The organism is Serratia sp. BNK-33-b (assembly GCF_048684565.1).
GTDB classification, from domain to species: domain Bacteria; phylum Pseudomonadota; class Gammaproteobacteria; order Enterobacterales; family Enterobacteriaceae; genus Serratia; species Serratia marcescens.
In genome coordinates this window covers 4,427,089-4,449,559 of record NZ_JBLQTZ010000001.1, presented here as the reverse complement: position 1 = coordinate 4,449,559, position 22,471 = coordinate 4,427,089, and the positions used below count along the sequence as shown (strand labels likewise).

Genomic DNA, 22,471 nt, shown 5'->3' with positions numbered 1-22,471 from the left:
AATCAATAAGGAGAACACGTGCCAAAGTACCCGGTCATGTGCTTGATATCTGTGTTGCTTGCGGCACCTGCAGCCTATGCGGCCAACGTGCGGCTGCAGGTGGAGGGGTTAAGCGGAGAGTTGGAAAAAAACGTCCGGGTGCGGCTGTCGTCGATCACGCCTGAAGAGGTTGGCACCGACGGCCGCTTCCGCGCGCGGGTGGATGAGGCGGTGCGCCAGGGGCTGCGCGCGCTCGGCTATTACCAGCCGACCATCGAGTTTACGCTGGACGATCGGCCGGGGATGTCGCGCCCGGTGCTGCACGCCAAGGTCAATCCGGGCGAGCCGGTGCGCATCGCCGGCGCCAACATCGTGCTGGAGGGCGGCGCAAAGACCGATGAGGACTACCTGACGCTGGTAAAGAAGGGGCGGCCGACCATCGGCGAGATCCTCAACCACGGCAAGTATGACAGTTTCAAAGGCTCGCTGACCGGCCTGGCGCTGCGCAAAGGCTACTTCGACGCCGATATGACCAAAAGCCAGCTCGGCGTGGCCGAAGATCTGCACAAGGCGTTTTGGGATATCGATTTCAACAGCGGCGAACGTTACCGCTTCGGCAAGGTGAAATTCACCGGTTCGCAAATTCGCGAAGACTATCTGCAAAATCTGGTGCCCTTTCATCAGGGGGATTACTACAGTTCGGAGGATTTGGCCGAGCTGAATCGCCGTTTGTCCGCCACCAACTGGTTTAACTCGGTGGTGGTGTCCCCTGATTTCAACGATGCCAAAGAGAACAAGATTTTGCCGTTGGACGCGCTGGTGACGCCGCGCACACGCAACACCGTCGAAACCGGTATCGGTTATTCCACCGACGTCGGCCCGCGGGTGAAAGGCACCTGGAAAAAGCCCTGGCTCAACGATCGCGGGCATAGCCTGGAAACCAGCGCCAGCGTGTCGGCGCCGGAGCAGCAGCTGGATCTGACCTATAAGATCCCGTTGCTGAAGAATCCGCTGGAGCAGTATTACCTGCTGCAGGGCGGGCTCAAGAACGTCGATCTTAACGACACCAAATCCGTGACCTCCAAAGTGGTGGCCTCGCGCAACTGGGATCTCTCCAGCGGCTGGCAGCGGGCGATCAACCTGACCTGGCGCTGGGATAACTTTACCCAGGGCAACGTCAGCAATACCACTATGCTGCTGTACCCCGGCGTCAGCTTCAACCGCACCCGTTCGCGCGGCGGGCTGATGCCGACCTGGGGCGACAGCCAGCGCTATTCCATCGACGTGTCCGACACCTCCTGGGGCTCCGGCGTGGACTTCGCGCTGATGCAGGCGCAGAACGTCTGGATCCGCACTCTGGCCGACAAGCACCGTTTTGTGGCGCGCGGGCAGGTGGGCTGGATCGAAACCAACGACTTCGACAAGGTGCCGCCGGATCTGCGTTTCTTCGCCGGCGGTGACCGCAGCATTCGCGGCTACAAGTACAAAGACATTTCGCCGCGCGGCGACGACGGCAAGCTGACCGGCGCCTCCAAGATGCTGACCGGCTCGCTGGAGTACCAATACAACGTGACCGGCAAATGGTGGGGGGCGATGTTCGTCGATTCCGGTGAAGCGGTGAACGATATCAAGCAGAGCAACTTCAAGACCGGCGCCGGCGTAGGCGTGCGCTGGCAGTCGCCGGTGGGGCCGGTGAAGCTGGATATCGCCGCGCCCGTGGGGGACAAGGACACCCACGGGATGCAGTTCTACATCGGTTTGGGGCCTGAACTATGAGCCTGATTAAAAAGATTTGCCTTGGATTTCTGGTCGTCCTGCTGTTGCTGATCGGCGGCCTGGCCTTCCTGGTGGGGACCACCACCGGTTTGCATATGGTCATCAACGGCGCGGCGCGCTGGGTGCCGGGGCTGGAGATCGCCGGCGTCAGCGGCGGCTGGCGCGATCTGACGCTGAAGGGCGTGAAGTATCAGATGCCGGGCGTGACGGTCAACGCCGGGCAGTTCCATCTCTCTCTCGATCTCTCCTGCTTTAAACGCAGCTCGCTGTGCGTTAACGCCTTGACCGCTCAGGACGTGGACGTGGCGGTGAACACCAAAGAGATGGCGCCCTCCGCGCCGGTGGAGGAGAGCAGTGAGCCGACCACCAATCTCAGTACGCCTTATCCGATCACCCTGCGCCTGCTGGCGCTGAACAACGTCAAGGTCACCGTCGACGACACCGCCATTTCTCTGGCCGAGTTCCGCACCGGCGCGCAGTGGCAAGAGCGCGCGCTGACGCTGATGCCGACCAAGATCGGCTCGTTGCTGATCGCCTTGCCGAAAACGCCGCAAAATCCGTTGCCGGAAGCGGTGCAACCGGCGGTCGAGGTGGCGAAAAAGGTCGGTGAGCAGGTTACCGACGCGGCGAAACCGGCGCCGCAGCCGGAGGAGAAGCCGCTCGGCGAAACGCTGAAGGAACTGTTCGCCAAACCGCTGTTGCCGGATCTGCCGGACATCCGCCTGCCGCTGGATATCACCGTGAAAGAGATCAGCGGCGAACAGCTGCGCTTGACCGGCGATACCGACATGCTGATCACGAGTCTGTTGCTGCAGGCCAGCACGCAGGATCAGCATATCCAGTTGGACAACTTCGACGTGAAGTCGCCGCAGGGCACGCTGTCGGTGCAGGGGCAGGCGACCCTGACCGGCGACTGGCCGGTGGCGCTGACCGCCAACAGCGCGTTGAACATCGAGCCGCTGAAGGGCGAGAAGGTGAAGCTGAACATCGGCGGTGGGCTGCGCGATGAGCTGAAGGTGGCGCTGAACCTGTCCGGCCCGGTCGGCGCCCAGCTCGATGTGCAAACCCGGCTGGCCGAAGCTGGCCTGCCGTTGGCGCTGACGCTGCAGAGCAAACAGCTGAAATGGCCGCTGAGCGGCGAGGCGCAGTACCAGGTTAACGATTTCCGCCTGCGCTTTAACGGCAAGGCGACCGACTATGCGCTGTCGACGCGCGCCAATCTGAAAGGCCAGGATCTGCCGCCGGCGGTGCTGACGCTGGACGGCAAAGGCAACGTCGAGCAGTTCAAGCTGGAGCGCCTGCGCCTGGCGGCGCTGCAGGGCAATACCGATCTCACCGCGCTGGTGGACTGGAGCAAGGCCATCAGCTGGAACTCGCAATTGACGCTGAGCGGCATCAATACCGCCAAGCAGTGGCCGGAATGGCCGGCGAAACTCGACGGCAAGATCACCACGCGCGGCAGCCTGCACGGCGGCAGCTGGCAACTGCAGGTGCCGGTGCTGCAGCTGGACGGCAACGTGAAGCAGAACAAGGTCACGGCGCGCGGCACGCTGAGCGGCAACGCCGCCGGGCAGTGGAAAATCCCCGGCATCGATCTGACGCTGGGGCGCAACCAGCTGAACGTCAAAGGGCAGCTGGACGAGAAGAGCTGGAACCTGGACGCCAACATCGACGCGCCGCGTCTGGACGGCGCGCTGCCGGGCCTGGGCGGCACCGCCAAAGGGCTGCTGAAGCTGCGCGGCAATCTGCAGGCGCCGCAGCTGCTGGCGGATTTGACCGCTTCCGGCTTGCAGTGGCAGGCGCTGCGCATCAACCGCGTGAAGATCGACGGCGACGTGCGCTCGACGGATCAGATTCAGGGGCAGTTGGCGGTACGTGTCGAGCAGCTGAAGCAGGACGCGCTGGAGGTCAGCCTGCTGACCCTCGACGCCAAGGGCAGCGAGAAGCAGCACCAACTGCAGTTGAAGATCGACGGCAAACCGGTCTCCGGCCAGCTGGCGCTGCAGGGCAGCTTCGATCGTCAGCAGCAGCGCTGGCGCGGCAATTTGAACAATACCCGCTTCGATACGCCGGTAGGGGAGTGGCGCCTGACGCGCGCCATCGCGCTGGACTACCTGAACGCCGAGCAGAAAATCAGCGTCGGGCCGCACTGTTGGCAGAACCCGAACGCCGAGCTGTGCGTGCCAAAGACCATTGAAGCCGGCCAGAGCGGCCAGGCCAGCGTGGTGCTCAACCGGTTCGATCTGGCGATGATCAAGCCGTTCCTTGGCCCGGAAACCGCCCTGAGCGGCGTGTTCACCGGCCGGGCCGACGTCAGCTGGAAGCCGGGCGGCGCGCTGCCGGAGGCGAAAGTCACGCTCGCCGGCAACGGCGTCAAGGTGGTGCAGCAGGTGCAGGGCAACGCGTTGCCGATCGCCTTCGATGCGCTGACCCTCAACGCCGGCCTGAACAACGGCCGCGCGCAGGCCGACTGGCGGATCAAACTGACCAACAACGGCCAGTTCGACGGCAATATCCAGGTGGCGGATCCGCAGGTGCGGCGCACCATCAGCGGCAACGTCAATATCACCAACATCTCGCTGGCGCTGATCAACCCGGCGCTGATGAAGGGTGAAAGCGCGGCGGGCATGCTGAACGCCAACCTGCGTCTGGGCGGCAGCGCGCAGAAGCCGCTGGTGTTCGGGCGTCTGGCGTTGGATCGGGCGAAGGTGCAGGGGCACTGGATGCCGTTCGATATGACCGACGCGCGGCTGGCGGTGAATTTCAACGGCATGACCTCGACGCTGGAAGGGCTGCTCAGCACCACGCGCGGCCAGCTGAATCTGGCGGGCGATGCCGACTGGCGTGACATCAACGCCTGGCGCGCGCGCATTGCCGCCAAGGGTGACAAGCTGCGGGTGACGGTGCCGCCGATGATCCGCATCGACGTCTCGCCGGATCTGGTGTTCGAAGCCACGCCGCAGCTGTTCTCGCTCAACGGCAAGGTCGACATTCCCTGGGCGCGCATCACGGTGCAGGAGCTGCCGGAAAGCGCGGTGGGCGTCTCTTCCGACGAAGTCATGCTGGACGATCAGCTGAAGCCGATTCAACCGAAGACCGCCTCGATCCCGATCAACAGTAACCTGATGATCCACGTCGGCAACGACGTGCGGCTGGACGCCTTCGGCCTGAAAGCCCGCCTGAAGGGTGATTTGAAAGTGGTGCAGGACAAGAAAGGGCTGGGCCTCAATGGCCAGATTGACATCCCTTCCGGTCGCTTCCATGCTTATGGTCAGGATTTGATCGTGCGTAAAGGGCAGCTGATGTTCTCTGGTCCGCCGGATCAGCCGCTGCTCAATATCGAGGCGATCCGCAACCCGGAATCCACCGAGGACGACGTGACCGCCGGCGTGCGCGTGACCGGCCTGGCGGATGCGCCGAAGCTGGAAGTGTTCTCCGATCCGGCCAAATCGCAACAGGAAGCCCTGTCTTATCTGCTGCGCGGTCAGGGCTTAAGCAGTTCCGGCGCCGACGGCAACGCCATGACGTCGATGTTAATCGGCATGGGGGTTGCACAAAGTGGTCAACTTGTGGGTAAAATCGGCGAGGCATTCGGCGTGAGTAATTTGGCTCTGGACACCCAAGGGGTTGGCGACAATTCCCAGGTTGTCGTGAGCGGCTATGTCCTCCCAGGCTTACAAGTAAAATATGGGGTGGGCATTTTCGACTCGCTGGCCACGCTGACGTTGCGTTATCGCCTGATGCCTAAGTTGTATCTTGAAGCGGTGTCTGGTCTCGACCAGGCATTAGATTTGCTCTATCAGTTTGAGTTTTAGCGATGCGAATAATTGTCTACGGCAGTTTACGGCGCAAACAGGGAAACAGCCATTGGATGACCAACGCCCAATGGCTCGGCGAGCACGAGCTCGAAGGCTATCAGATTTATAATCTGGGCCATTACCCGGCGGCGATCCCTGGAGAGGGCACGATACATTGCGAAGTGTATCGTATTAACTCATCGATTCTGGCAGAGCTGGACGAACTGAAAAGCAACACCAAGGACTATAAGCGCGAGCTGATTCAGACGCCTTATGGGAGTGCGTGGATCTACCTGTATAAACACAGCGTGGACGGTTACCCGCGAATTACCAGCGGTGACTGGCTGAAGCGTCTCGAAGAACAGTAAGAAAAAAACACCGCTCAATGAGCGGTGTTTTTTCATCGGACGGCGGCGAAAATTACTTCTTGGCAGCGCGTTCGAAGGAGGCGATGATTTCCGCTTTAGCCGCAGCAGCGTCTGCCCAGCCTTCCACTTTCACCCATTTGCCTTTTTCCAGATCTTTGTAGTGCTCGAAGAAGTGAGCGATCTGGGCTTTCAGCAGTTCCGGCAGGTCGTTCACGTCTTTCACGTGATCGTACTCTTTGGTCAGCTTGCTGTGCGGTACCGCAACCAGCTTGGCGTCTTCACCGGCTTCGTCGGTCATCTTCAGCACGCCAACCGGACGGCAGCGGATCACGGAGCCCGGCTGCAGCGGATATGGGGTTGGGACCAGCACGTCAACCGGATCACCATCCAGAGACAGAGTGTGGTTGATGTAGCCGTAGTTGCACGGGTAGAACATCGCGGTGGACATGAAACGGTCAACGAACAGCGCGCCGGTTTCTTTGTCGATTTCGTATTTGATTGGATCGGCGTTGGCCGGGATTTCGATTACTACGTAGATGTCTTCCGGCAGGTCTTTGCCAGCAGGGACCAGATTCAAGCTCATGTCGGTTTCCTTTAATCATCAAACCAGAAATGGAGTGGCGGCTATTATAGCGGACTCTTTTGCGATTTCCTGCCCTTTTCATCGTCGAAAACCCCGCGTGCCGGCGCAGGGATAATTTCCAGATAAATCCCGCCACGGCATGAAGTTTTGTCTCCGCCTGCCGATAACTTCAACAAACAATAATGAGCCAGCAAAGCTGGCTCCGCGTTTTGCCACCCCTACTACGTCTGATCTCACTATTCTGAAGCCGGGAAGAACTCATGCTAAAAAAGATTACGGTGAAGGCTGGGCTGATCGCCCTGCTGAGCCTGATGACCATGCTGCTGATCATGGTCAGCGTTATTGGCGTCAACGCGATTAACGAAGGATCGCGCTCGATCCATACCTTAAACCAGATCCTCGGCGAAGAGCTGGGCTCGCTGGCCAACAGCTCCAACCTGACGCTGCGCGCTCGCACCGCCGCCTCGCTGGCGGTGCGCCAACGGGAGATCGGCCAGATCGATGTCGCTGACGCCACCGTGGGCCGCATTTACGGCTACCTCGAGCAGTCGAACAAGGAAATGGCGCGCTTTGTCGGCGTCGGCACCGTGACCGAGCGCGGCCGTGAACTCTCCAATCGTCTGCAAAACAGCTATCGCGCCTACCTCGAGCAGGGCGTGAAGCCGATGGCCGCCGCCATCAAGGCCGGTAAAATCGATGAGTATTACCATATTCAGGAGACCCGCATCTCTGCGTTGAGCATCGCGTTTGAAAAGGATCTCAGCGATTTCCGCAGCTTCGCCATGAAGCTCGGCGAAAAGCAGGTGTATGACGCGGAAAACAACGCCAGCACCAAGATCTCGCTGATCGTGGTGGCGGGCCTGCTCAGCGTGCTGCTGGCGGTGCTGGCCTGGTTCGCGCTGCGCGTGATCATTTTGCGCCCGTTGGACGAGTCCATCGCGCAGTTGGAACACATCGCCGGCGGCGATCTGACCCATGAGATCCGTGGTGAGGGCGATACCGAGATGGGCCGCCTGGTGCGGGCGATGCAGCGCATGCAGCAGGCGTTGGCCAGTTCGGTCAGTAAAGTGCGTGACGCCAGCAGCCAGATCGACACCGGCTCGCGCGAACTGGCGGCCGGCAACCTGCATCTGGCGCAGCGTACCGAAGAGTCGGCCGCGTCGCTGGAAGAGACCGCCGCCAGCATGGAACAGCTGACTTCGACGGTGAAAATGAACGCCGAGAACTGCGAGCAGGCCAATCAGCTGGCGCTGAGCGTGTCCGATATCGCCAACCAGGGCAGCGACGTGGTCAGTCAGGTCATGAGCAAGATGCAGGCGATCACCGACAGCTCGCGCCGCATCGCCGACATCATCAGCGTGATGGACGGCATCGCCTTCCAGACCAATATCCTGGCGTTGAACGCAGCGGTGGAAGCGGCGCGCGCCGGTGAACAGGGCCGCGGTTTCGCGGTGGTGGCCGGCGAAGTGCGCAATCTGGCGCAGCGCAGCGCCCAGTCGGCGAAAGAGATCAAAGGGTTGATCGAAGCGTCGCAGAACCGGGTGCAGGAAGGCGAGCAGATGGTGGAGTCGGCGGCGCAGACCATGAGCGGCATCACCGGTGAAGTGGGCCGGGTGACGGCGTTGATGCGTGAGATCTCGGCGGCGACGCGCGAACAAAGCAGCGGTATCGAACAGGTGAACCTGGCGGTGGCGCAGATGGATCAGGTGGCGCAACAGAATGCGGCGCTGGTGGAGGAGTCTGCGGCGGCGACGCGCTCGCTGGAAGATCAGGCTCAGCTGCTGGCGCAGAGCATGGCGGCGTTCAAGCTGTAAGGCGATAAGGGTTCGGCGTGGCGCCGAACCCTTGCCAGAAACGCGTTACTCGTCCGGGTTTTCGGCGATGAAGCGTTCTGCGTCTTCTACCATCGACTTGGTGCCGACGAAGAATGGCGCGCGCTGGTGCAGTTTCACCGGCGTGATGTCCAGAATGCGATTTTTGCCGTCGCTGGCCTTGCCGCCGGCCTGTTCGGCCAGGAACGCCATCGGGTTGCATTCGTACAGCAGGCGCAGCTTGCCTTGCGGGTGGCTGGCGGTGCTTGGGTAGATGTAGATGCCGCCTTTCAGCAGGTTGCGGTGGAAGTCCGCCACCAGAGAACCGATGTAGCGCGAGGTGTAAGGGCGCTGCGTCGCTTCATCCTGCTCCTGGCAGTATTTGATGTATTTCTTCACGCCGAGAGGGAACTTGATGTAGTTGCCTTCGTTGATGGAATACATGTTGCCGCTCGCCGGGAAGCGCACTTTCTCGTGAGAGAGACAGAACACGCCCAGAGACGGATCGTACGTGAAGGCGTGGACGCCGTAACCGGTGGTGTACACCAGCATGGTGGACGAGCCGTAAACCACGTAACCCGCTGCGACCTGGGCGCTGCCCGGCTGCAGGAAGTCTTCTTCGGTCACAGGCGTGCCGACCGGCGTGATGCGACGATAGATAGAGAAAATCGTACCGACCGAGACGTTGACATCGATGTTGGACGAACCGTCCAACGGATCCATCAATACGACATACTTGGCATTTTCAGCTCGCTCGCCGTCGAATATCACGATTTCATCTTCTTCTTCGGAAGCGATACCCGCAACTTCACCACGCGCTTTCAACGCCGCTTTCAGTTTTTCGTTCGCGTACAGGTCCAGTTTCATCTGAACTTCGCCCTGTACGTTGGACACCCCGCTGGTCCCCAGAATATCAACCAGGCCGGCCTTGTTGATGTCGCGGTGGATGATTTTGGCGCCCAGTTTAATGGCAGAAAGTAACGCAGTCAGCTCGCCGGTGGCGTGCGAGAAGTCGTGCTGTTTCTCGACGATAAATTCGCCTAACGTTTTCATGACACAATCCCTGAATCTACGGATGGATAGCGGCCTGTTAACAAACCGCCAACGTTTTCGCGAGCAGTGTAGCCCAAAGATGCGCGCCATTCATAGGCAAATCCATTTCTTCTGGACGATTCTGAGCGTTAGAATATGCCGACATTCGATGCACTCACATGAGAAACCTATGCGCATTCACATTCTTGGGATCTGTGGCACCTTTATGGGCGGGCTGGCGATGCTGGCGCGCTCACTGGGGCATGACGTCACCGGTTCGGACGCCAACGTCTATCCGCCGATGAGCACGCTGCTGGAGAACCAGGGGATCGATCTGATTCAGGGTTATGATCCCGCCCAGCTGGATCCGGCGCCGGATCTGGTGATCATCGGCAACGCCATGACGCGCGGTAACCCGTGCGTGGAGGCGGTGCTGGAGCGCGGTATCCCTTACGTTTCCGGCCCGCAGTGGCTGCACGATGCCGTGTTGCGCGATCGCTGGGTACTGGCGGTCGCCGGCACCCACGGCAAAACCACCACCGCCGGCATGGCGACCTGGATCCTCGAAGCCTGCGGCTACCAGCCCGGCTTCGTCATCGGCGGCGTGCCGGGCAACTTCGACGTCTCGGCCCGCCTCGGCGGCAGCCCGTTCTTCGTGATCGAGGCCGACGAGTATGACTGCGCGTTCTTCGACAAACGCTCCAAGTTCGTGCACTACAGCCCGCGCACGCTGATCATGAACAACCTGGAGTTCGACCACGCCGATATCTTCGACGATCTGAAAGCCATCCAGAAACAGTTCCACCACCTGGTGCGCCTGGTGCCGGGCAAAGGCAAGATCATCCTGCCGGACAACGACAGCCACCTGAAGCAGGTGATGGCGATGGGCTGCTGGAGCGAACAGGAGCTGGTGGGCGAAGAGGGCGCCTGGCGCGCGCAGAAGCTGACGCCGGACGCCAGCCATTACGCGGTGTTCCTCGACGGCGAGCAGGTCGGCGAAGTGAACTGGGCGCTGGTGGGCGAGCACAACATGCATAACGGCCTGATGGCCATCGCCGCGACCCGTCACGTCGGCGTGCAGCCGGCGGACGCCTGCCGCGCGTTGGGCGATTTCATCAACGCCCGCCGCCGCCTGGAGCTGCGTGGCGAAGCCAACGGCGTCACGGTTTACGACGATTTCGCGCACCACCCGACGGCGATCCTGGCCACTCTGGCCGCGCTGCGCGGCAAGGTCGGCGGCACGGCGCGCATTCTGGCGGTGCTGGAGCCGCGATCCAACACCATGAAAATGGGCATCAGCAAAAACGATCTGGCGCCTTCGCTCGGCCGCGCCGACGAAGTGTTCCTGTTCCAGCCGCACCACATTCCGTGGCAGGTCGCGGAAGTGGCGGATGCCTGCGTGCAGCCGGCGCATTGGAGCGCGGATCTCGATACGCTGGTGGAGATGGTGGTGAAAACTGCGCAGCCGGGCGACCACATTCTGGTGATGAGCAACGGCGGTTTCGGCGGTATTCACGATCGCTTGCTGGACGCGCTGGCGAAAAAGCAGGAACCGAAGGTGACCTACTGATCGCTTAGCCGCATAAGCCAACCTAAGGGCCGCATTCGCGGCCTTTTTTACGCCCATAAAAAAGCCCTCGCGAGCGAGGGCAACGGGGTTCGTCGGATAGGACGACGAGAGGGTCTCTGGGAAATCGGCGTTTGCGTCAGAACTCGGCAGTGGCAGTGACGAGGGTAATCAGCTCTGCAAAGCCGTTCCCAGAGTTGTTATTTGTAAATCTCGGCGGTGGCGTGGTAGTTGCCTTCGTTACGGGCTTCGATCACGCGGTAGGCGGTCGCGCCTTTCGCGTCGGCTTTCTCCGACAACGCCTGGCGAATGTCGGTCGGTGCGCCGTCGATACCGCTGACGGTAATGGTGCCGATAGATTGCAGATTGGCGGTCTGATCGTTAGTCACCAACTGGGCGGCAGATGCGCCGAAGGAGATGACGGACAGCAAACCGAGTGCAGCAAGAGTAGTTTTCATGTTCATGATAGCGATCCTTGTTCATAACAGCCTGGAAGGGCTTGGCAGCGATTTTTATTCTTGAAGGCCGTTATGACAGCGTTTGATTCCAGAGAGGTATTGCCCGTTGCCGGGTAATGCCGTTACTTATTTGTAGATTTCAGCGGTCGCGTGGAAGTTGCCGTCGTTGCGCGCTTCGATTACGCGGTAAGCGGTCGCCCCTTTGGCGTCAGCTTTGTCGGACAGCGCCTGGCGAATGTCGGAAGGCGCCGCGGCGACGCCGCTCACGGTGATCACACCGGCGGGCTGCAGTTTTGCGGCCTGGGTTGCATCAACAGATTGTGCTGCGAATGCACCAAAGGAAAGCATGGACAGAACGCTCAGGGTTGCAACGGTAGCTTTAATTTTCATCATCTCACCTCATCGTATTCTTTTATCAGTTCCAACGAACTGTGATTCAGTTCACGAAAATGAGTATACAGCTAGTAACGCGAAAAATTAATAGTTCGCTAACAGTTGCTAGTGAAACTTTAACCTCATGATCCTTATTTTTTATAACCGTAAGGAATAAAAAACGCTCATAAAACGATCTTTTGATGTTAAATTTATGTAATTTCAATAAGGTAAGTGATTTTGACCAAAAGTGCGGAAGCTCACAGTGGGTACTGCTGGTTACATGGAGATGTCATGGAAATGTGTTGTTGCGGGATAAAAAAGCAGTGTTAAACGCGGTTGAAGGCTGGAAAGGTAACGCGAGGGTTAAAGAAGCGCTAACAAAATGCGGTTTACAGCCGCACTTTGTTAGCGCCAGGTTTCACAGCTCTTGTTCGAACACGCTCAAGATCGCTTCATGCAGCTTCTGAGCGGTAAAGCCGTTGGACGGGGTGACGAAAATCGTGTCGTCGCCGGCAATTGTGCCGAGGATACCCTGGGATTTACCCAGTGAGTCGAGCAGGCGGGCGATCAGCTGCGCGGCGCCCGGGCTGGTGTGGATCACCACGACGGCATCGTTATGGTCGACGTCGAGCACCAGATTCTTCAACGGGCTGGTGGTGGTCGGCACGCCGAGTTCGGCAGGAAGGCAATACACCATTTCCATTTTGGCATTGCGCGTACGTACCGCGCCGAACTTGGTCAGCATGCGCGATACTTTGGATTGGTTAATGTTTTCGAAGCCTTCTTCTTGCAGCGCCAAAACGATCTCGCCTTGAGAACTGAATTTTTCTTCTTTCAATAACGCTTTGAACGTCTTGATCAGATCTTCCTGTTTTGCGGGATTACGCATTTTGCACCGTGGAATGTTGATAGTGGAAGTCATGATTATGCATATAGATGAATTTTTATGCAACAAAGGCCGCCCCAAAGAAAATAAAAATGACCGGACGGCGAGGAAAGGGCGGCATTTTAACAAAATCCGGCCGCGATGAATATGCCCTTTTGACGACGGAAAATCGGCCTGCGGTGGTAAATAAAATGTTATTAAAATGATGTTGTTCTGATGTTGCGTAAGGGTGTAATGTAACGGCCGGTTAACTTGCTCGTGAATAACCTCGCACTATTTTTGATTAGTGTGCGCTATGCCCTTCATGCGTAAGCGATTTAATCTAAAATGGGCGCGACAGCGGCCGTTTTATTACACCTGCAGGCAAGAATTGGCTAATTTATTGTTTTGAAAGGTGTAATAACTTAAGGTCCGTAACCAACACATTCACGGCGCTTTATATATTTAAGATAATAAAGGAGTATAGGATGAAAGTTGCAGTTCTCGGTGCTGCTGGCGGTATCGGCCAGGCCCTCGCCCTTCTACTCAAAACCCAGCTTCCTTCAGGTTCTGAACTCTCTCTCTACGACATTGCCCCCGTTACCCCAGGCGTTGCCGTCGACTTAAGCCACATCCCAACCGCAGTTAAAATCAAAGGCTTCAGCGGCGAAGACGCGACTCCGGCTCTGCACGGCGCGGACGTGGTGCTGATTTCCGCCGGCGTGGCCCGTAAGCCTGGCATGGATCGCTCTGACCTGTTCAACGTTAACGCCGGCATCGTGCGTAATCTGATTGAGCAAGTGGCGAAAACTTGCCCGAAAGCCTGCATCGGCATCATCACCAACCCGGTTAACACCACGGTTGCCATCGCGGCGGAAGTGCTGAAAAAAGCCGGCGTTTACGACAAGAACAAACTGTTCGGCGTGACTTCGCTGGATATCATCCGTTCCAACACCTTCGTGGCCGAGCTGAAAGGCAAGCAGCCGGAAGAGTTGAACGTACCGGTGATCGGCGGCCACTCTGGCGTGACCATCCTGCCTCTGCTGTCGCAGATCCCTGGCGTGAGCTTCACCGAGCAGGAAGTGGCGGATCTGACCAAACGCATTCAGAATGCCGGTACCGAAGTGGTGGAAGCCAAAGCCGGCGGCGGATCTGCAACGCTGTCCATGGGTCAGGCGGCCGCCCGTTTCGGTCTGTCTCTGGTGCGTGCGCTGCAGGGCGAGAAAGGCGTTGTGGAATGCGCTTACGTTGAAGGCGACGGCAAATACGCTCGCTTCTTCGCGCAGCCGCTGGTGCTGGGCAAAAACGGCGTTGAAGAACGCAAAGATATCGGCACCCTGAGCGCCTTCGAGCAGAAAGCGCTGAACGAGATGCTGGACGTGCTGCATAAAGATATCGAACTGGGCGAGAAGTTCATCAATAACTGATCGACACCGATAGTCAGCCGATAAACGCCGCCGGACGCTGTTCCGGCGGTTTTTTTTGCTCCGCGTTCACGATTTGATACGTGCTTTGCGATCCAGCAGGCAATCGTTGTGCGGATCGTAATAGCGGCTTGGCCAGATCTCCGAAGGGTGGATGCCTATCGCTTCGGCGATCAGCCATTCCCCCTTCGGCCACGGGCGCGACAGCGCATTGGCCAGCGTCGATGAGCTTAATCCGGCCTTGCGCGACACTGCCGCCAGCGTGGTGCCCTGCTTGCGTAGCGCCGCGATGATATCTGCCGGATGCCAATCTGGGTTCCTTGAATTCATGTTTACATTCCTTTTCTGATTAGCCAAAGTTGCGTTAGTGGTATAACTAACGGGTCATGGTTAAGCGTTTGAACAACGTGAAACGCTTATTCGGAAATAAGAATACCATTAAATTTCCTAAAAAATACCCAGGTAATTTCCAAAAAACGACATTGCCTACTATTGCCCAGAGATGATGGCTATGAAAAACGAGTGGTTTGCCGCCAAGGAACTGACAGGCATCGCAGGATTACCCTCCTCACCACAGGGAATCAATCTGATGGCCCGACGCGAAGGCTGGATCAGCCGCAGGCGTAAAGGCGTGCAGGGAAAAGCGTTGGAGTACCATATCGACAGCCTGCCTCCAGGCGTGCGTAACCTGCTGGCGCTGAAGGAAGACGGGGCGGCATATGACGTAGAGCGCCAGGATCCCTTGGCGGTCTGGATCGAGTATTACTACCATTTGACGGAGAGCGAGCGCGAGAGAATGGTGGCTTTCCTGATGCGGGAAGGGATCGGCGGCCTGCTGGCGCGTATCGACGAAGAGAGCAATACCTAAGCAGGCCCGCGTGGGCGGGCCTGATGAATGCATTTAGAAATCACGATTTCTTAAAAGTCGCGTTGTACCGCCAAATGGGCCAGGCCCTCCAGCGCTGTTCGGTGCTCTGATGCCGGCAATACCTGCAGCGCGGCGATCGCCTTGTCGGCTTCTTCCTCGGCGCGTTTGCGGGTGTATTCCAGCGAACCGCATTGCTGCATCGCCTGCAGCACCGGCTCCAACAGGTGACGGCCGTTGCCTTGCTCAATCGCGCCGCGGATCATGTCACGCTGGGCGTCGTCGCCGTTGTGCATCGCGTGCAGCAGCGGCAGGGTCGGTTTCCCTTCGTTCAGATCGTCGCCGGTGTTTTTGCCCAGGGTGCTGCCGTCGGCGCTGTAGTCGAGCAGATCGTCGATCAGCTGGAAAGCGGTGCCGAGGTAGCGGCCATAATCTTGCAGCGCCTGTTCTTGCTCAGCGCTGGCGCCGGACAGGATCGCCGACGATTGCGCCGCCGCTTCAAACAGACGGGCGGTTTTGCTGTAGATCACCCGCATATAACTTTCTTCGCTGATGTCGGGATCGTGCACGTTCATCAACTGCAGCACTTCACCTTCGGCGATGACGTTGACCGCCTCCGACATCAGCGCCAGCACGCGCAGGGATTCCAGGCTGGTCATCATCTGGAAGGCGCGGGTATAGATAAAGTCGCCGACCAGCACGCTGGCGGCGTTGCCGAACGCCGCGTTGGCGGTGGCTTTGCCGCGGCGCATGTCCGATTCGTCGACGACGTCGTCATGCAGCAGCGTGGCGGTATGAATGAATTCGATCAGGGCGGCGACGGTGACGTGCTTGTTGCCTTCGTAGCCCAACGCCCGCGCCGCCAGGACGGCGATCATCGGCCGGATGCGCTTACCGCCACCGCTGATAATGTAATAGCCAAGCTGATTGATGAGCGTGACATCGGAATTCAGCTGTTCGAGAATTGTTGCGTTCACGGCCGCCATATCTTGCGCGGTTAACTCGGTAATTTGCTCTAGGTTCATTGTGTTTTTTTTCAGCTGTGTTTCTCTTCACCGCGTTGAGATCGCTGCTCACATCGGTACATGGCGGTAACTGTCCCTATGATTGTACTTGAAAAACGGTTCAGATAAACGCCACGAAAGAAACTGCGCTTTTTTTCTTCTTTTTTCTCCTTCTGGTCTTATTCTGCTCTTGTCATGCGCCGCTTTTTTGCGTAGAATTCGCGCCCTATTGTGAATATTTATAGCGCGCTCTGAACTAACACAGTCGGGCACGCGGAAAGCGGAGTTTTATATGTACGCGGTTTTCCAAAGTGGTGGTAAACAACACCGAGTAAGCGAAGGTCAGACCGTTCGCTTGGAAAAGCTGGACATCGCAACTGGTGAAGCGGTTGAGTTTGACCAGATTCTGATGATCGCTAATGGCGAAGATATCAAAATCGGCGTTCCTTTCGTCGATGGCGGCAAGATCAAAGCTGAAGTCGTTGCTCACGGTCGTGGCGAGAAAATTAAAATCGTTAAGTTTCGTCGTCGTAAACACCACCGTAAGCAGCAGGGCCACCGTCAGTGGTTCACTGACGTTAAAATCACCGGCATCAGCGCTTAAGTTAGGAGAGCGGATTAATGGCACACAAAAAGGCTGGCGGCTCGACTCGTAACGGTCGCGATTCAGAAGCTAAACGTCTGGGCGTAAAACGCTTTGGCGGCGAAGCAGTACTGGCAGGCAGCATCATCGTTCGTCAGCGCGGCACCAAATTCCACGCTGGTACCAACGTGGGTTGCGGCAAAGACCACACTCTGTTTGCTTTGAAAGACGGTAAAGTCAAATTCGAAGTTAAAGGCCCGAGCAATCGTAAATTCATCAGCATCGAAGCTGAATAATTTTTCGAGCCTTACGAAATAGATGTAAGCCCCGCAATTCGTTGCGGGGCTTTTTACATTTATGGGTTGCCTGAGGGCAGGCCCGTCAGCGTTGGCGAAGGTGATATGGATACGAAGCAGCAGGTCGGCGTTGGCATTTCTCTGGCGTTAACCACGGCGGTTTGCTGGGGCGCGTTGCCGATCGCGATGAAAGAAGTGTTGGTGGTGATGGAGCCGTTTACCGTTGTCTGGTATCGCTTTACCATGGCCGCCATCGGTTTGGGCGTGATCCTTGCGGTGCGCGGCAAGCTGCCGCCGCTGACGATGTTCCGCCAGCCGCGTTGGCTGCTGCTGTTGGCGATCGCGACGGCGGGGCTGCTGGGCAACTTTGTGTTCTTCAGCTCCTCGCTGCAATACCTGAGCCCGACGGCTTCGCAGGTGATTGGCCAGCTGTCGCCAGTCGGTATGATGTTCGCCAGCGTGCTGATTTTAAAAGAACGCATGCGCATCACCCAGGTCATTGGTGCCCTGATGCTGATTTGCGGGCTGATGCTGTTTTTCAACGTCAGTCTGATAGAGATCTTCACCCGGCTGACGGACTACACGCTGGGCGTCATGCTGGGCGTGTGTGCGGCGATGGTCTGGGTGAGCTATGGCGTGGCGCAGAAGGTGTTGCTGCGCCGGCTGGCTTCGCCGCAGATCCTGGTTATGTTGTACACTTTATGTGCGATTGCATTGTTCCCTCTGGCCAAACCCGAGGTGATTTTCCAGCTTAGCGGCTGGCAATTGGCGTGCCTGCTGTTTTGCGGCGCCAACACGCTGATCGGCTATGGCGCGCTGGCAGAAGCGATGGCGCGCTGGCAGGCGGCGCAGGTGAGCGCGTTGGTTACGCTGACCCCGCTGTTTACCCTGCTGTTTTCAGATTTATTGGCGCTGGCTTGGCCCCAGGCATTCGCCATGCCGACGCTGAACATCGTCGGCTATGTCGGTGCGTTTGTGGTTGTGGCGGGCGCCATGTTTTCCGCAATTGGTCACCGGTGGTGGCCGCGACGGGCAGACCCCCCCCTGGTTGCTCCTTTGAAGCAGCCCGGTGAATGATTTACGGAGACGGTAAATGAAGTTTGTAGATGAAGCAGCGATTCTGGTCGTTGCAGGCGACGGCGGCAACGGGTGCGTCAGCTTCCGCCGCGAAAAATATATCCCGAACGGTGGGCCTGACGGCGGTGACGGCGGCGACGGCGGCGACGTCTACCTGCTGGCGGACGAGAACCTTAACACCCTGATCGACTACCGCTTTGAGAAGTCTTTCCGCGCCGAGCGCGGCCAGAATGGCCAGAGCCGCGATTGTACCGGCAAACGCGGTAAAGACGTCATCATCAAGGTGCCGGTCGGCACGCGCGTGAAGGATCAGGGCACCGGCGAGATCCTCGGCGACATGACCCGCCACGAGCAGAAGCTGATGGTCGCCAAAGGCGGCTGGCACGGTCTGGGCAACACCCGTTTCAAATCTTCGGTCAACCGCGCGCCGCGTCAGAAGACGCTGGGTACCGCCGGCGAAGCGCGTGACCTGTTGCTGGAGCTGTTGCTGCTGGCCGATGTGGGCATGCTGGGGCTGCCGAACGCCGGCAAATCGACCTTCATCCGCGCGGTGTCCGCCGCCAAGCCGAAGGTGGCCGATTATCCGTTCACCACGCTGGTGCCGAGCCTGGGCGTGGTGCGCATGGACCACGAGCAGAGCTTTGTGGTCGCCGACATTCCGGGGCTGATCGAGGGCGCTTCGGAAGGCGCCGGTCTGGGTATTCGTTTCCTGAAACACCTGGAGCGTTGCCGCGTGCTGCTGCACCTGGTGGACATCGCGCCGATCGACGAATCCGATCCGGTGGAAAACGCCAAAGTCATTATCAACGAGTTGAACCAATACAGCGAAAATCTGGCGCAGAAGCCGCGCTGGCTGGTGTTCAACAAAATTGATGTGATTGGTGAGGAAGAAGCCGCCGAACGCGCCAAGGCGATTGTGGAAGGCATGGGCTGGGAAGGGAAGTACTACATGATCTCCGCCGCCAACCGCGAAGGCGTCAATGCGCTGTGCTGGGACGTGATGAACTTCATCAACACCCAGCCGAAAGCGATGGCGATCGAAGAAAGCGCACCGGAAAAAGTCGAATTCATGTGGGATGACTACCACCGCGAGCAAATCGCGGAAGTGGAAGCCGAAGCGGAAGATGACTGGGATGACGACTGGGACGAAGACGACGACGAAGGCGTCGAAATCATTTACCAGAAGTAATTCGGTGATAAAGGGCTCAGCAACGCTGGGCCCTTATTATTTGAGCGCCTTTTCCGGCAGCCAGCACTGGGCATTCAGGCCGCGCGCATCGCGGCGGTTTTCCAGCGTCAAACGCCCCTGGTGCAGTTGCGCGATGCGGATTACGATATTCAGGCCCAGTCCGCTGCCGCCGTAGCGTTGATCCATGCGGCGAAACGCCTGCGTCAGTTCCCCGACCATCTCTTCCTTGATTCCCGGGCCATCGTCGATGACCTGCAGCAGATAGCCGTTGTCTTGCGGCGTTAACCGCACCTGTATCGCGCCGCCTTCCGGGCCGTAACGGTGGGCGTTTTCGACCAGGTTGCGCAGCAGCAGCCGCAGCAGCACCGGATCGCCGTTCACGGTGGCAGCAGCCGGCAATTGCCAGCCCAGCGTCTGCTCGCGTTGGGCGGTCATTTCGTCGAGCTCTTCACGCAGCGGCTGGATCACATCAGCCACCCAATCGAAATGCTGATAATGGCCGCTGGCGAAGTCTTGCCCGGCGCGCGACAGCATCAGCAACTGCTCGACGGTGTGCATCAGCTGATCGATGCGGGCGATCAGCGCCTGGCTGCCCTTGACGCCCTGCTTTTCCATCAGTTCCAGGTGCAGGCGGATGCCGGCCAGCGGCGTGCGCAGCTCGTGGGCGGCGTCGGCAGTGAACAGGCGTTCCTGTTGAATGGTGTTATCCAGCCGTGAAAACAGCTGATTGAGTGCATTGGTGACCGCCACCATTTCCTGACTGTCGCTGGTGATTGGCAGCGGCGTCAGGTTATCGGCAGAGCGTTTTTCCAGCCGTTGCTGCAGTTGGTTGAGTGGGCGGATGATCCAACTGATGGCCCAAAACGACGCCAACAGCGTGACGATCATCATGATCAGCGAAGGCGCCAACAGCGACGCGATGGCCTCGGCGATCTCGGTATCGACGCGTTCGGTACGCACTTTGGCGGACAGGGTTTCGTCCACCAGGAAGCTGATCTGCTCCTGGCTTTCGTGCCACAGCCAGAAGGCGCTGATGAGTTGCGTGACCAGCAGGATCAGCGCCAGCATCAGCAGCAGGCGGCGGCGCATGCTGATCATGACGAGGGTTCCAGGCGGTAGCCGATGCCGCGCACGGTGCGGATGCGATCCTTGCCCAGTTTGCGGCGCAGGTTGTGGATATGCACTTCCAGGGTGTTGGAACCTAAATCATCTTGCCAGGTGTAGAGATCCTGCTGCAGGAGTTCGCGGTTGACCGTCTGCCCGGCACGCATGATCAGGCGCGCCAGAATGGCGAACTCTTTCGGCGTGACCTCCACCGGCTGCTGTTGCAGATAGACCTGCTGGCTGGAGAGATTCAACTGCAGGTCATCCACCTGCATCAGATTGTCGCTGTGGCCCTGGTAGCGCCGCAGGAGAGCGCGCACGCGCGCCTGTAGCTCAACCAGCGCGAAGGGTTTGACCAGGTAGTCGTCGGCGCCGGCGTCCAGCCCATCGACGCGGTCTTCCAGGGCGTCGCGGGCGGTCAGGATCAGCACCGGCAGATCGATCTGCTGGCGGCGCCACTGCCGCAGCAGCGCTGCGCCGTCCATGTCCGGCAGGCCGAGATCCAGGATCACCATGCTGTATTGGCTGGTGATGAGCAGGCTGCTGGCCTCCGCCGCTGTGGCGGCGCAGTCGCACACGTAGCCTTCACCGGTCAGCGCCAGCGCCAGCCCTTGTTGCAGCAGTTCATCATCTTCAACGACCAGCAGCTTCATGGCGATCCTCAGTTGTTTTGGTAAATATCCCGATACAGGCGGCTTTCGAAACGCACCAGCGGCGCACGGCGCTGTTTCTGATCTTCCGGTGGCACGGCGTAGCCGGAGAGATACTGCACGAAGGCCATGCGCTGGCCGCTGGCGGTAGTGATGAAACCCGCCAGGTTGTAGACGCCCTGCAGCGCGCCGGTCTTGGCCGACACCTTGCCGTCTACGCCGGCCTCATGCAGGCCGCCGCGGTAGCGCAGGGTGCCGTCATAGCCGGACAGCGGCAGCATCGAGATAAAGTTCAGCTCGTTGTCGTGCTGCGCGATGTACTGCAGCGCCTGCATCATGGTCGCCGGGGCCAGCAGGTTGTGGCGCGACAGGCCGGAACCGTCGGCGATGATGGTGTTGCCCAGATCGATGCCGGCCTTCTGGCGCAGCACCTGCCGTACCGCATCGGAACCGGCTCGCCAGGTGCCCGGCACGCCGAAGCGTTCGTGGCCGATGGTGCGGAAGACGGTATCGGCGATCATGTTGTCCGATTTCTTCAGCATGATTTTCAACAGATCGTGCAGCGGCGCCGACTGGGTTTGTGCGATCACCGTGCCGGTGATGCCGGGGCGCGTCTGGCGTTTCAAATGCCCGTCGATCTGGATGTCGGCCTGCTTCAGCTCGTCTTTCAGGATGGCGCCCGCATAGCTGGCACCGTCCTGGATGGCGAAGGCCAACGGCAGCGGTTCGCTGCGCTGCGTCAGGCAGCCGGTCAGGGTAAAGCGGTTCAGCTCGCCCGGCACCACGTCCAGTTCGCAGTATTGCGCGTCTGCGGATCCGCGCGCCAGGGTGCGCACCTGGCTAAACATATTGACCGGATAATAGGAGGCGACGCGGATAAACGCCATGTCGCCCGGGTTCGGCGCGCTGTACAGCGAGACCGAGAAACAGTTGCGATCGACGATGGCGGCGGCCGGCGGCGCGCTGAAGCACTGCGTCAGATCGTTCCACGGCCAACCAGGCGCCTTGTCATGGCTGGCGAAGACCGAGGTATCGACCAGCACGTCGCCGCTGATTTGGCGCACGCCCTGCTTCTTCAGGACGGCCACCATATTGCGCAGGCTCTGACGTTTGAAGGTCGGATCGCCGCTGAAGCGGGCGATCAGGTTGCCGCGCAGCACGCCGTCGCGGATATCGCCCTGGCTCTCCAGCGTGGTGGTGAAACGGTAATCGGGCCCGAGTTGCAGCAATGCCGCCAGCGCCGTCAGCACTTTTTGGGTACTGGCCGGCAGCGCCATCTGCTGAGAGTGATAATCGATCGTCGGCGCACCGGCACCGATCTTCTGAACGACCAGGGCAAGGTTGGCCCCATCAGGCAGATATTGTGTGTACTCTTCAACCGGGGCCGCATTCGCATTCAGAACAAATGCGCAAGCCAATGCACTGACAATTCGTGAAAAACGCATAATCTCGGGATAACAGCTGGATAACGTGCCGTCATACTACGGTGCAATCAGGGAAAAAGTAAACGATGACCCTCAAGGAACTCTAGGCTAAAATGCGTATCAAAATGCAAAACCGATCTTGGCTTGGGCCCCGTTCCGAGTCAGGTTTCTTTTGTTTGTCGCCTGGAGGCGGGGGGCGGAATGCCAACCGTGTTTTCATACGAATACGTCAGGATGACGGTTA

At 59.0% G+C, this 22,471-nt stretch carries 21 protein-coding genes; 11 read left to right on the top strand and 10 right to left on the bottom strand.

The features are described 5' to 3' along the window. Window positions 1–36 precede the first annotated feature (36 nt). From tamA to ACMGGK_RS21470, 3 genes are read left to right on the top strand one after another with little or no spacing between them, the layout of a single operon-like run. Window positions 37–1,755 (top strand): autotransporter assembly complex protein TamA, encoded by a 1,719-nt coding sequence (gene tamA, locus ACMGGK_RS21480; protein WP_249339672.1) that lies wholly within the window; start codon window positions 37–39, stop codon window positions 1,753–1,755. Next, window positions 1,752–5,570: an autotransporter assembly complex protein TamB gene (tamB, locus tag ACMGGK_RS21475; protein ID WP_420277188.1), complete on the top strand. Its 3,819-nt coding sequence runs from the start codon at window positions 1,752–1,754 to the stop codon at window positions 5,568–5,570. Before tamA ends, tamB begins: the two co-directional genes overlap by 4 nt. 2 nt (window positions 5,571–5,572) lie before the next feature. Next, a complete protein-coding gene (locus tag ACMGGK_RS21470; protein ID WP_025159589.1) occupies window positions 5,573–5,920 on the top strand; it encodes a gamma-glutamylcyclotransferase family protein in 348 nt (115 codons plus the stop codon). Window positions 5,921–5,972: 52 nt separating this feature from the next. Here the strand turns inward: ACMGGK_RS21470 and ppa are convergent, their stop codons facing one another. Then, window positions 5,973–6,503 (bottom strand): inorganic diphosphatase, encoded by a 531-nt coding sequence (ppa, locus tag ACMGGK_RS21465; protein WP_004933594.1) that lies wholly within the window; start codon window positions 6,501–6,503, stop codon window positions 5,973–5,975. A gap of 260 nt (window positions 6,504–6,763) precedes the next feature. Here ppa and ACMGGK_RS21460 point away from each other — a divergent pair, with 260 nt between their 5' ends. After that, a complete protein-coding gene (locus ACMGGK_RS21460) occupies window positions 6,764–8,317 on the top strand; it encodes a methyl-accepting chemotaxis protein (RefSeq protein ID WP_016929339.1) in 1,554 nt (517 codons plus the stop codon). Window positions 8,318–8,362: 45 nt separating this feature from the next. Here the strand turns inward: ACMGGK_RS21460 and fbp are convergent, their stop codons facing one another. After that, a complete protein-coding gene (gene fbp, locus ACMGGK_RS21455; protein ID WP_004933587.1) occupies window positions 8,363–9,367 on the bottom strand; it encodes a class 1 fructose-bisphosphatase in 1,005 nt (334 codons plus the stop codon). A gap of 169 nt (window positions 9,368–9,536) precedes the next feature. On the opposite strand from fbp, the gene mpl reads away from it, so the two are divergent. Then, window positions 9,537–10,916 (top strand): UDP-N-acetylmuramate:L-alanyl-gamma-D-glutamyl-meso-diaminopimelate ligase, encoded by a 1,380-nt coding sequence (gene mpl, locus ACMGGK_RS21450; protein ID WP_016929338.1) that lies wholly within the window; start codon window positions 9,537–9,539, stop codon window positions 10,914–10,916. A gap of 197 nt (window positions 10,917–11,113) precedes the next feature. Here the strand turns inward: mpl and yhcN (ACMGGK_RS21445) are convergent, their stop codons facing one another. From yhcN (ACMGGK_RS21445) to argR, 3 genes are all read right to left on the bottom strand, one after another. Next, window positions 11,114–11,377, bottom strand: a complete 264-nt coding sequence (yhcN, locus tag ACMGGK_RS21445; protein WP_025305042.1) for a peroxide/acid stress response protein YhcN — start codon at window positions 11,375–11,377, stop codon at window positions 11,114–11,116. Between the two features lie 120 nt (window positions 11,378–11,497). After that, window positions 11,498–11,761 (bottom strand): peroxide/acid stress response protein YhcN, encoded by a 264-nt coding sequence (yhcN, locus tag ACMGGK_RS21440; RefSeq protein WP_004933574.1) that lies wholly within the window; start codon window positions 11,759–11,761, stop codon window positions 11,498–11,500. Window positions 11,762–12,164: 403 nt separating this feature from the next. Further along, entirely contained in the window at window positions 12,165–12,635 is a 471-nt protein-coding gene (argR, locus tag ACMGGK_RS21435) for a transcriptional regulator ArgR (RefSeq protein ID WP_048796299.1), read from the bottom strand. 464 nt (window positions 12,636–13,099) lie between these two features. On the opposite strand from argR, the gene mdh reads away from it, so the two are divergent. Continuing rightward, entirely contained in the window at window positions 13,100–14,038 is a 939-nt protein-coding gene (gene mdh, locus ACMGGK_RS21430; RefSeq protein WP_028127571.1) for a malate dehydrogenase, read from the top strand. A gap of 66 nt (window positions 14,039–14,104) precedes the next feature. On the opposite strand, the gene ACMGGK_RS21425 is transcribed toward mdh, so the two are convergent. Beyond that, the gene (locus ACMGGK_RS21425; protein WP_016929333.1) at window positions 14,105–14,365 is read right to left on the bottom strand and encodes a helix-turn-helix domain-containing protein; all 261 of its coding nucleotides are present in this window, start codon (window positions 14,363–14,365) and stop codon (window positions 14,105–14,107) included. 181 nt (window positions 14,366–14,546) lie between these two features. Between ACMGGK_RS21425 and ACMGGK_RS21420 the strand changes: the two genes are divergently transcribed. Beyond that, complete coding sequence (locus tag ACMGGK_RS21420; protein ID WP_028127572.1) at window positions 14,547–14,903, top strand: DNA-binding protein; 357 nt, start codon at window positions 14,547–14,549, stop codon at window positions 14,901–14,903. A gap of 50 nt (window positions 14,904–14,953) precedes the next feature. On the opposite strand, the gene ispB is transcribed toward ACMGGK_RS21420, so the two are convergent. Then, window positions 14,954–15,925 (bottom strand): octaprenyl diphosphate synthase, encoded by a 972-nt coding sequence (gene ispB / locus ACMGGK_RS21415; RefSeq protein WP_016929331.1) that lies wholly within the window; start codon window positions 15,923–15,925, stop codon window positions 14,954–14,956. 271 nt (window positions 15,926–16,196) lie between these two features. On the opposite strand from ispB, the gene rplU reads away from it, so the two are divergent. The 4 genes from rplU (at window position 16,197) to cgtA (ending at window position 19,049) form a co-directional block, all read left to right on the top strand. Continuing rightward, complete coding sequence (gene rplU / locus ACMGGK_RS21410) at window positions 16,197–16,508, top strand: 50S ribosomal protein L21 (RefSeq protein ID WP_004933561.1); 312 nt, start codon at window positions 16,197–16,199, stop codon at window positions 16,506–16,508. 17 nt (window positions 16,509–16,525) lie between these two features. Next, on the top strand, window positions 16,526–16,783 hold the full coding sequence (rpmA, locus tag ACMGGK_RS21405) for a 50S ribosomal protein L27 (RefSeq protein ID WP_004933559.1): 258 nt from the start codon (window positions 16,526–16,528) through the stop codon (window positions 16,781–16,783). A gap of 105 nt (window positions 16,784–16,888) precedes the next feature. Further along, window positions 16,889–17,860, top strand: a complete 972-nt coding sequence (locus tag ACMGGK_RS21400; RefSeq protein ID WP_021504260.1) for a DMT family transporter — start codon at window positions 16,889–16,891, stop codon at window positions 17,858–17,860. A gap of 16 nt (window positions 17,861–17,876) precedes the next feature. Continuing rightward, the gene (gene cgtA, locus ACMGGK_RS21395; RefSeq protein WP_004933553.1) at window positions 17,877–19,049 is read left to right on the top strand and encodes an Obg family GTPase CgtA; all 1,173 of its coding nucleotides are present in this window, start codon (window positions 17,877–17,879) and stop codon (window positions 19,047–19,049) included. A gap of 36 nt (window positions 19,050–19,085) precedes the next feature. Here cgtA and pmrB read toward each other — a convergent pair whose 3' ends face one another. From pmrB to dacB, 3 genes are read right to left on the bottom strand one after another with little or no spacing between them, the layout of a single operon-like run. Then, entirely contained in the window at window positions 19,086–20,147 is a 1,062-nt protein-coding gene (gene pmrB, locus ACMGGK_RS21390) for a two-component system sensor histidine kinase PmrB (protein WP_420277187.1), read from the bottom strand. Next, window positions 20,144–20,806, bottom strand: coding sequence for a two-component system response regulator PmrA (gene pmrA / locus ACMGGK_RS21385; protein ID WP_004933545.1), 663 nt, complete (start codon window positions 20,804–20,806; stop codon window positions 20,144–20,146). Before pmrA ends, pmrB begins: the two co-directional genes overlap by 4 nt. 8 nt (window positions 20,807–20,814) lie before the next feature. After that, window positions 20,815–22,248 (bottom strand): serine-type D-Ala-D-Ala carboxypeptidase, encoded by a 1,434-nt coding sequence (gene dacB, locus ACMGGK_RS21380; protein ID WP_015376410.1) that lies wholly within the window; start codon window positions 22,246–22,248, stop codon window positions 20,815–20,817. Window positions 22,249–22,471 lie beyond the last annotated feature (223 nt).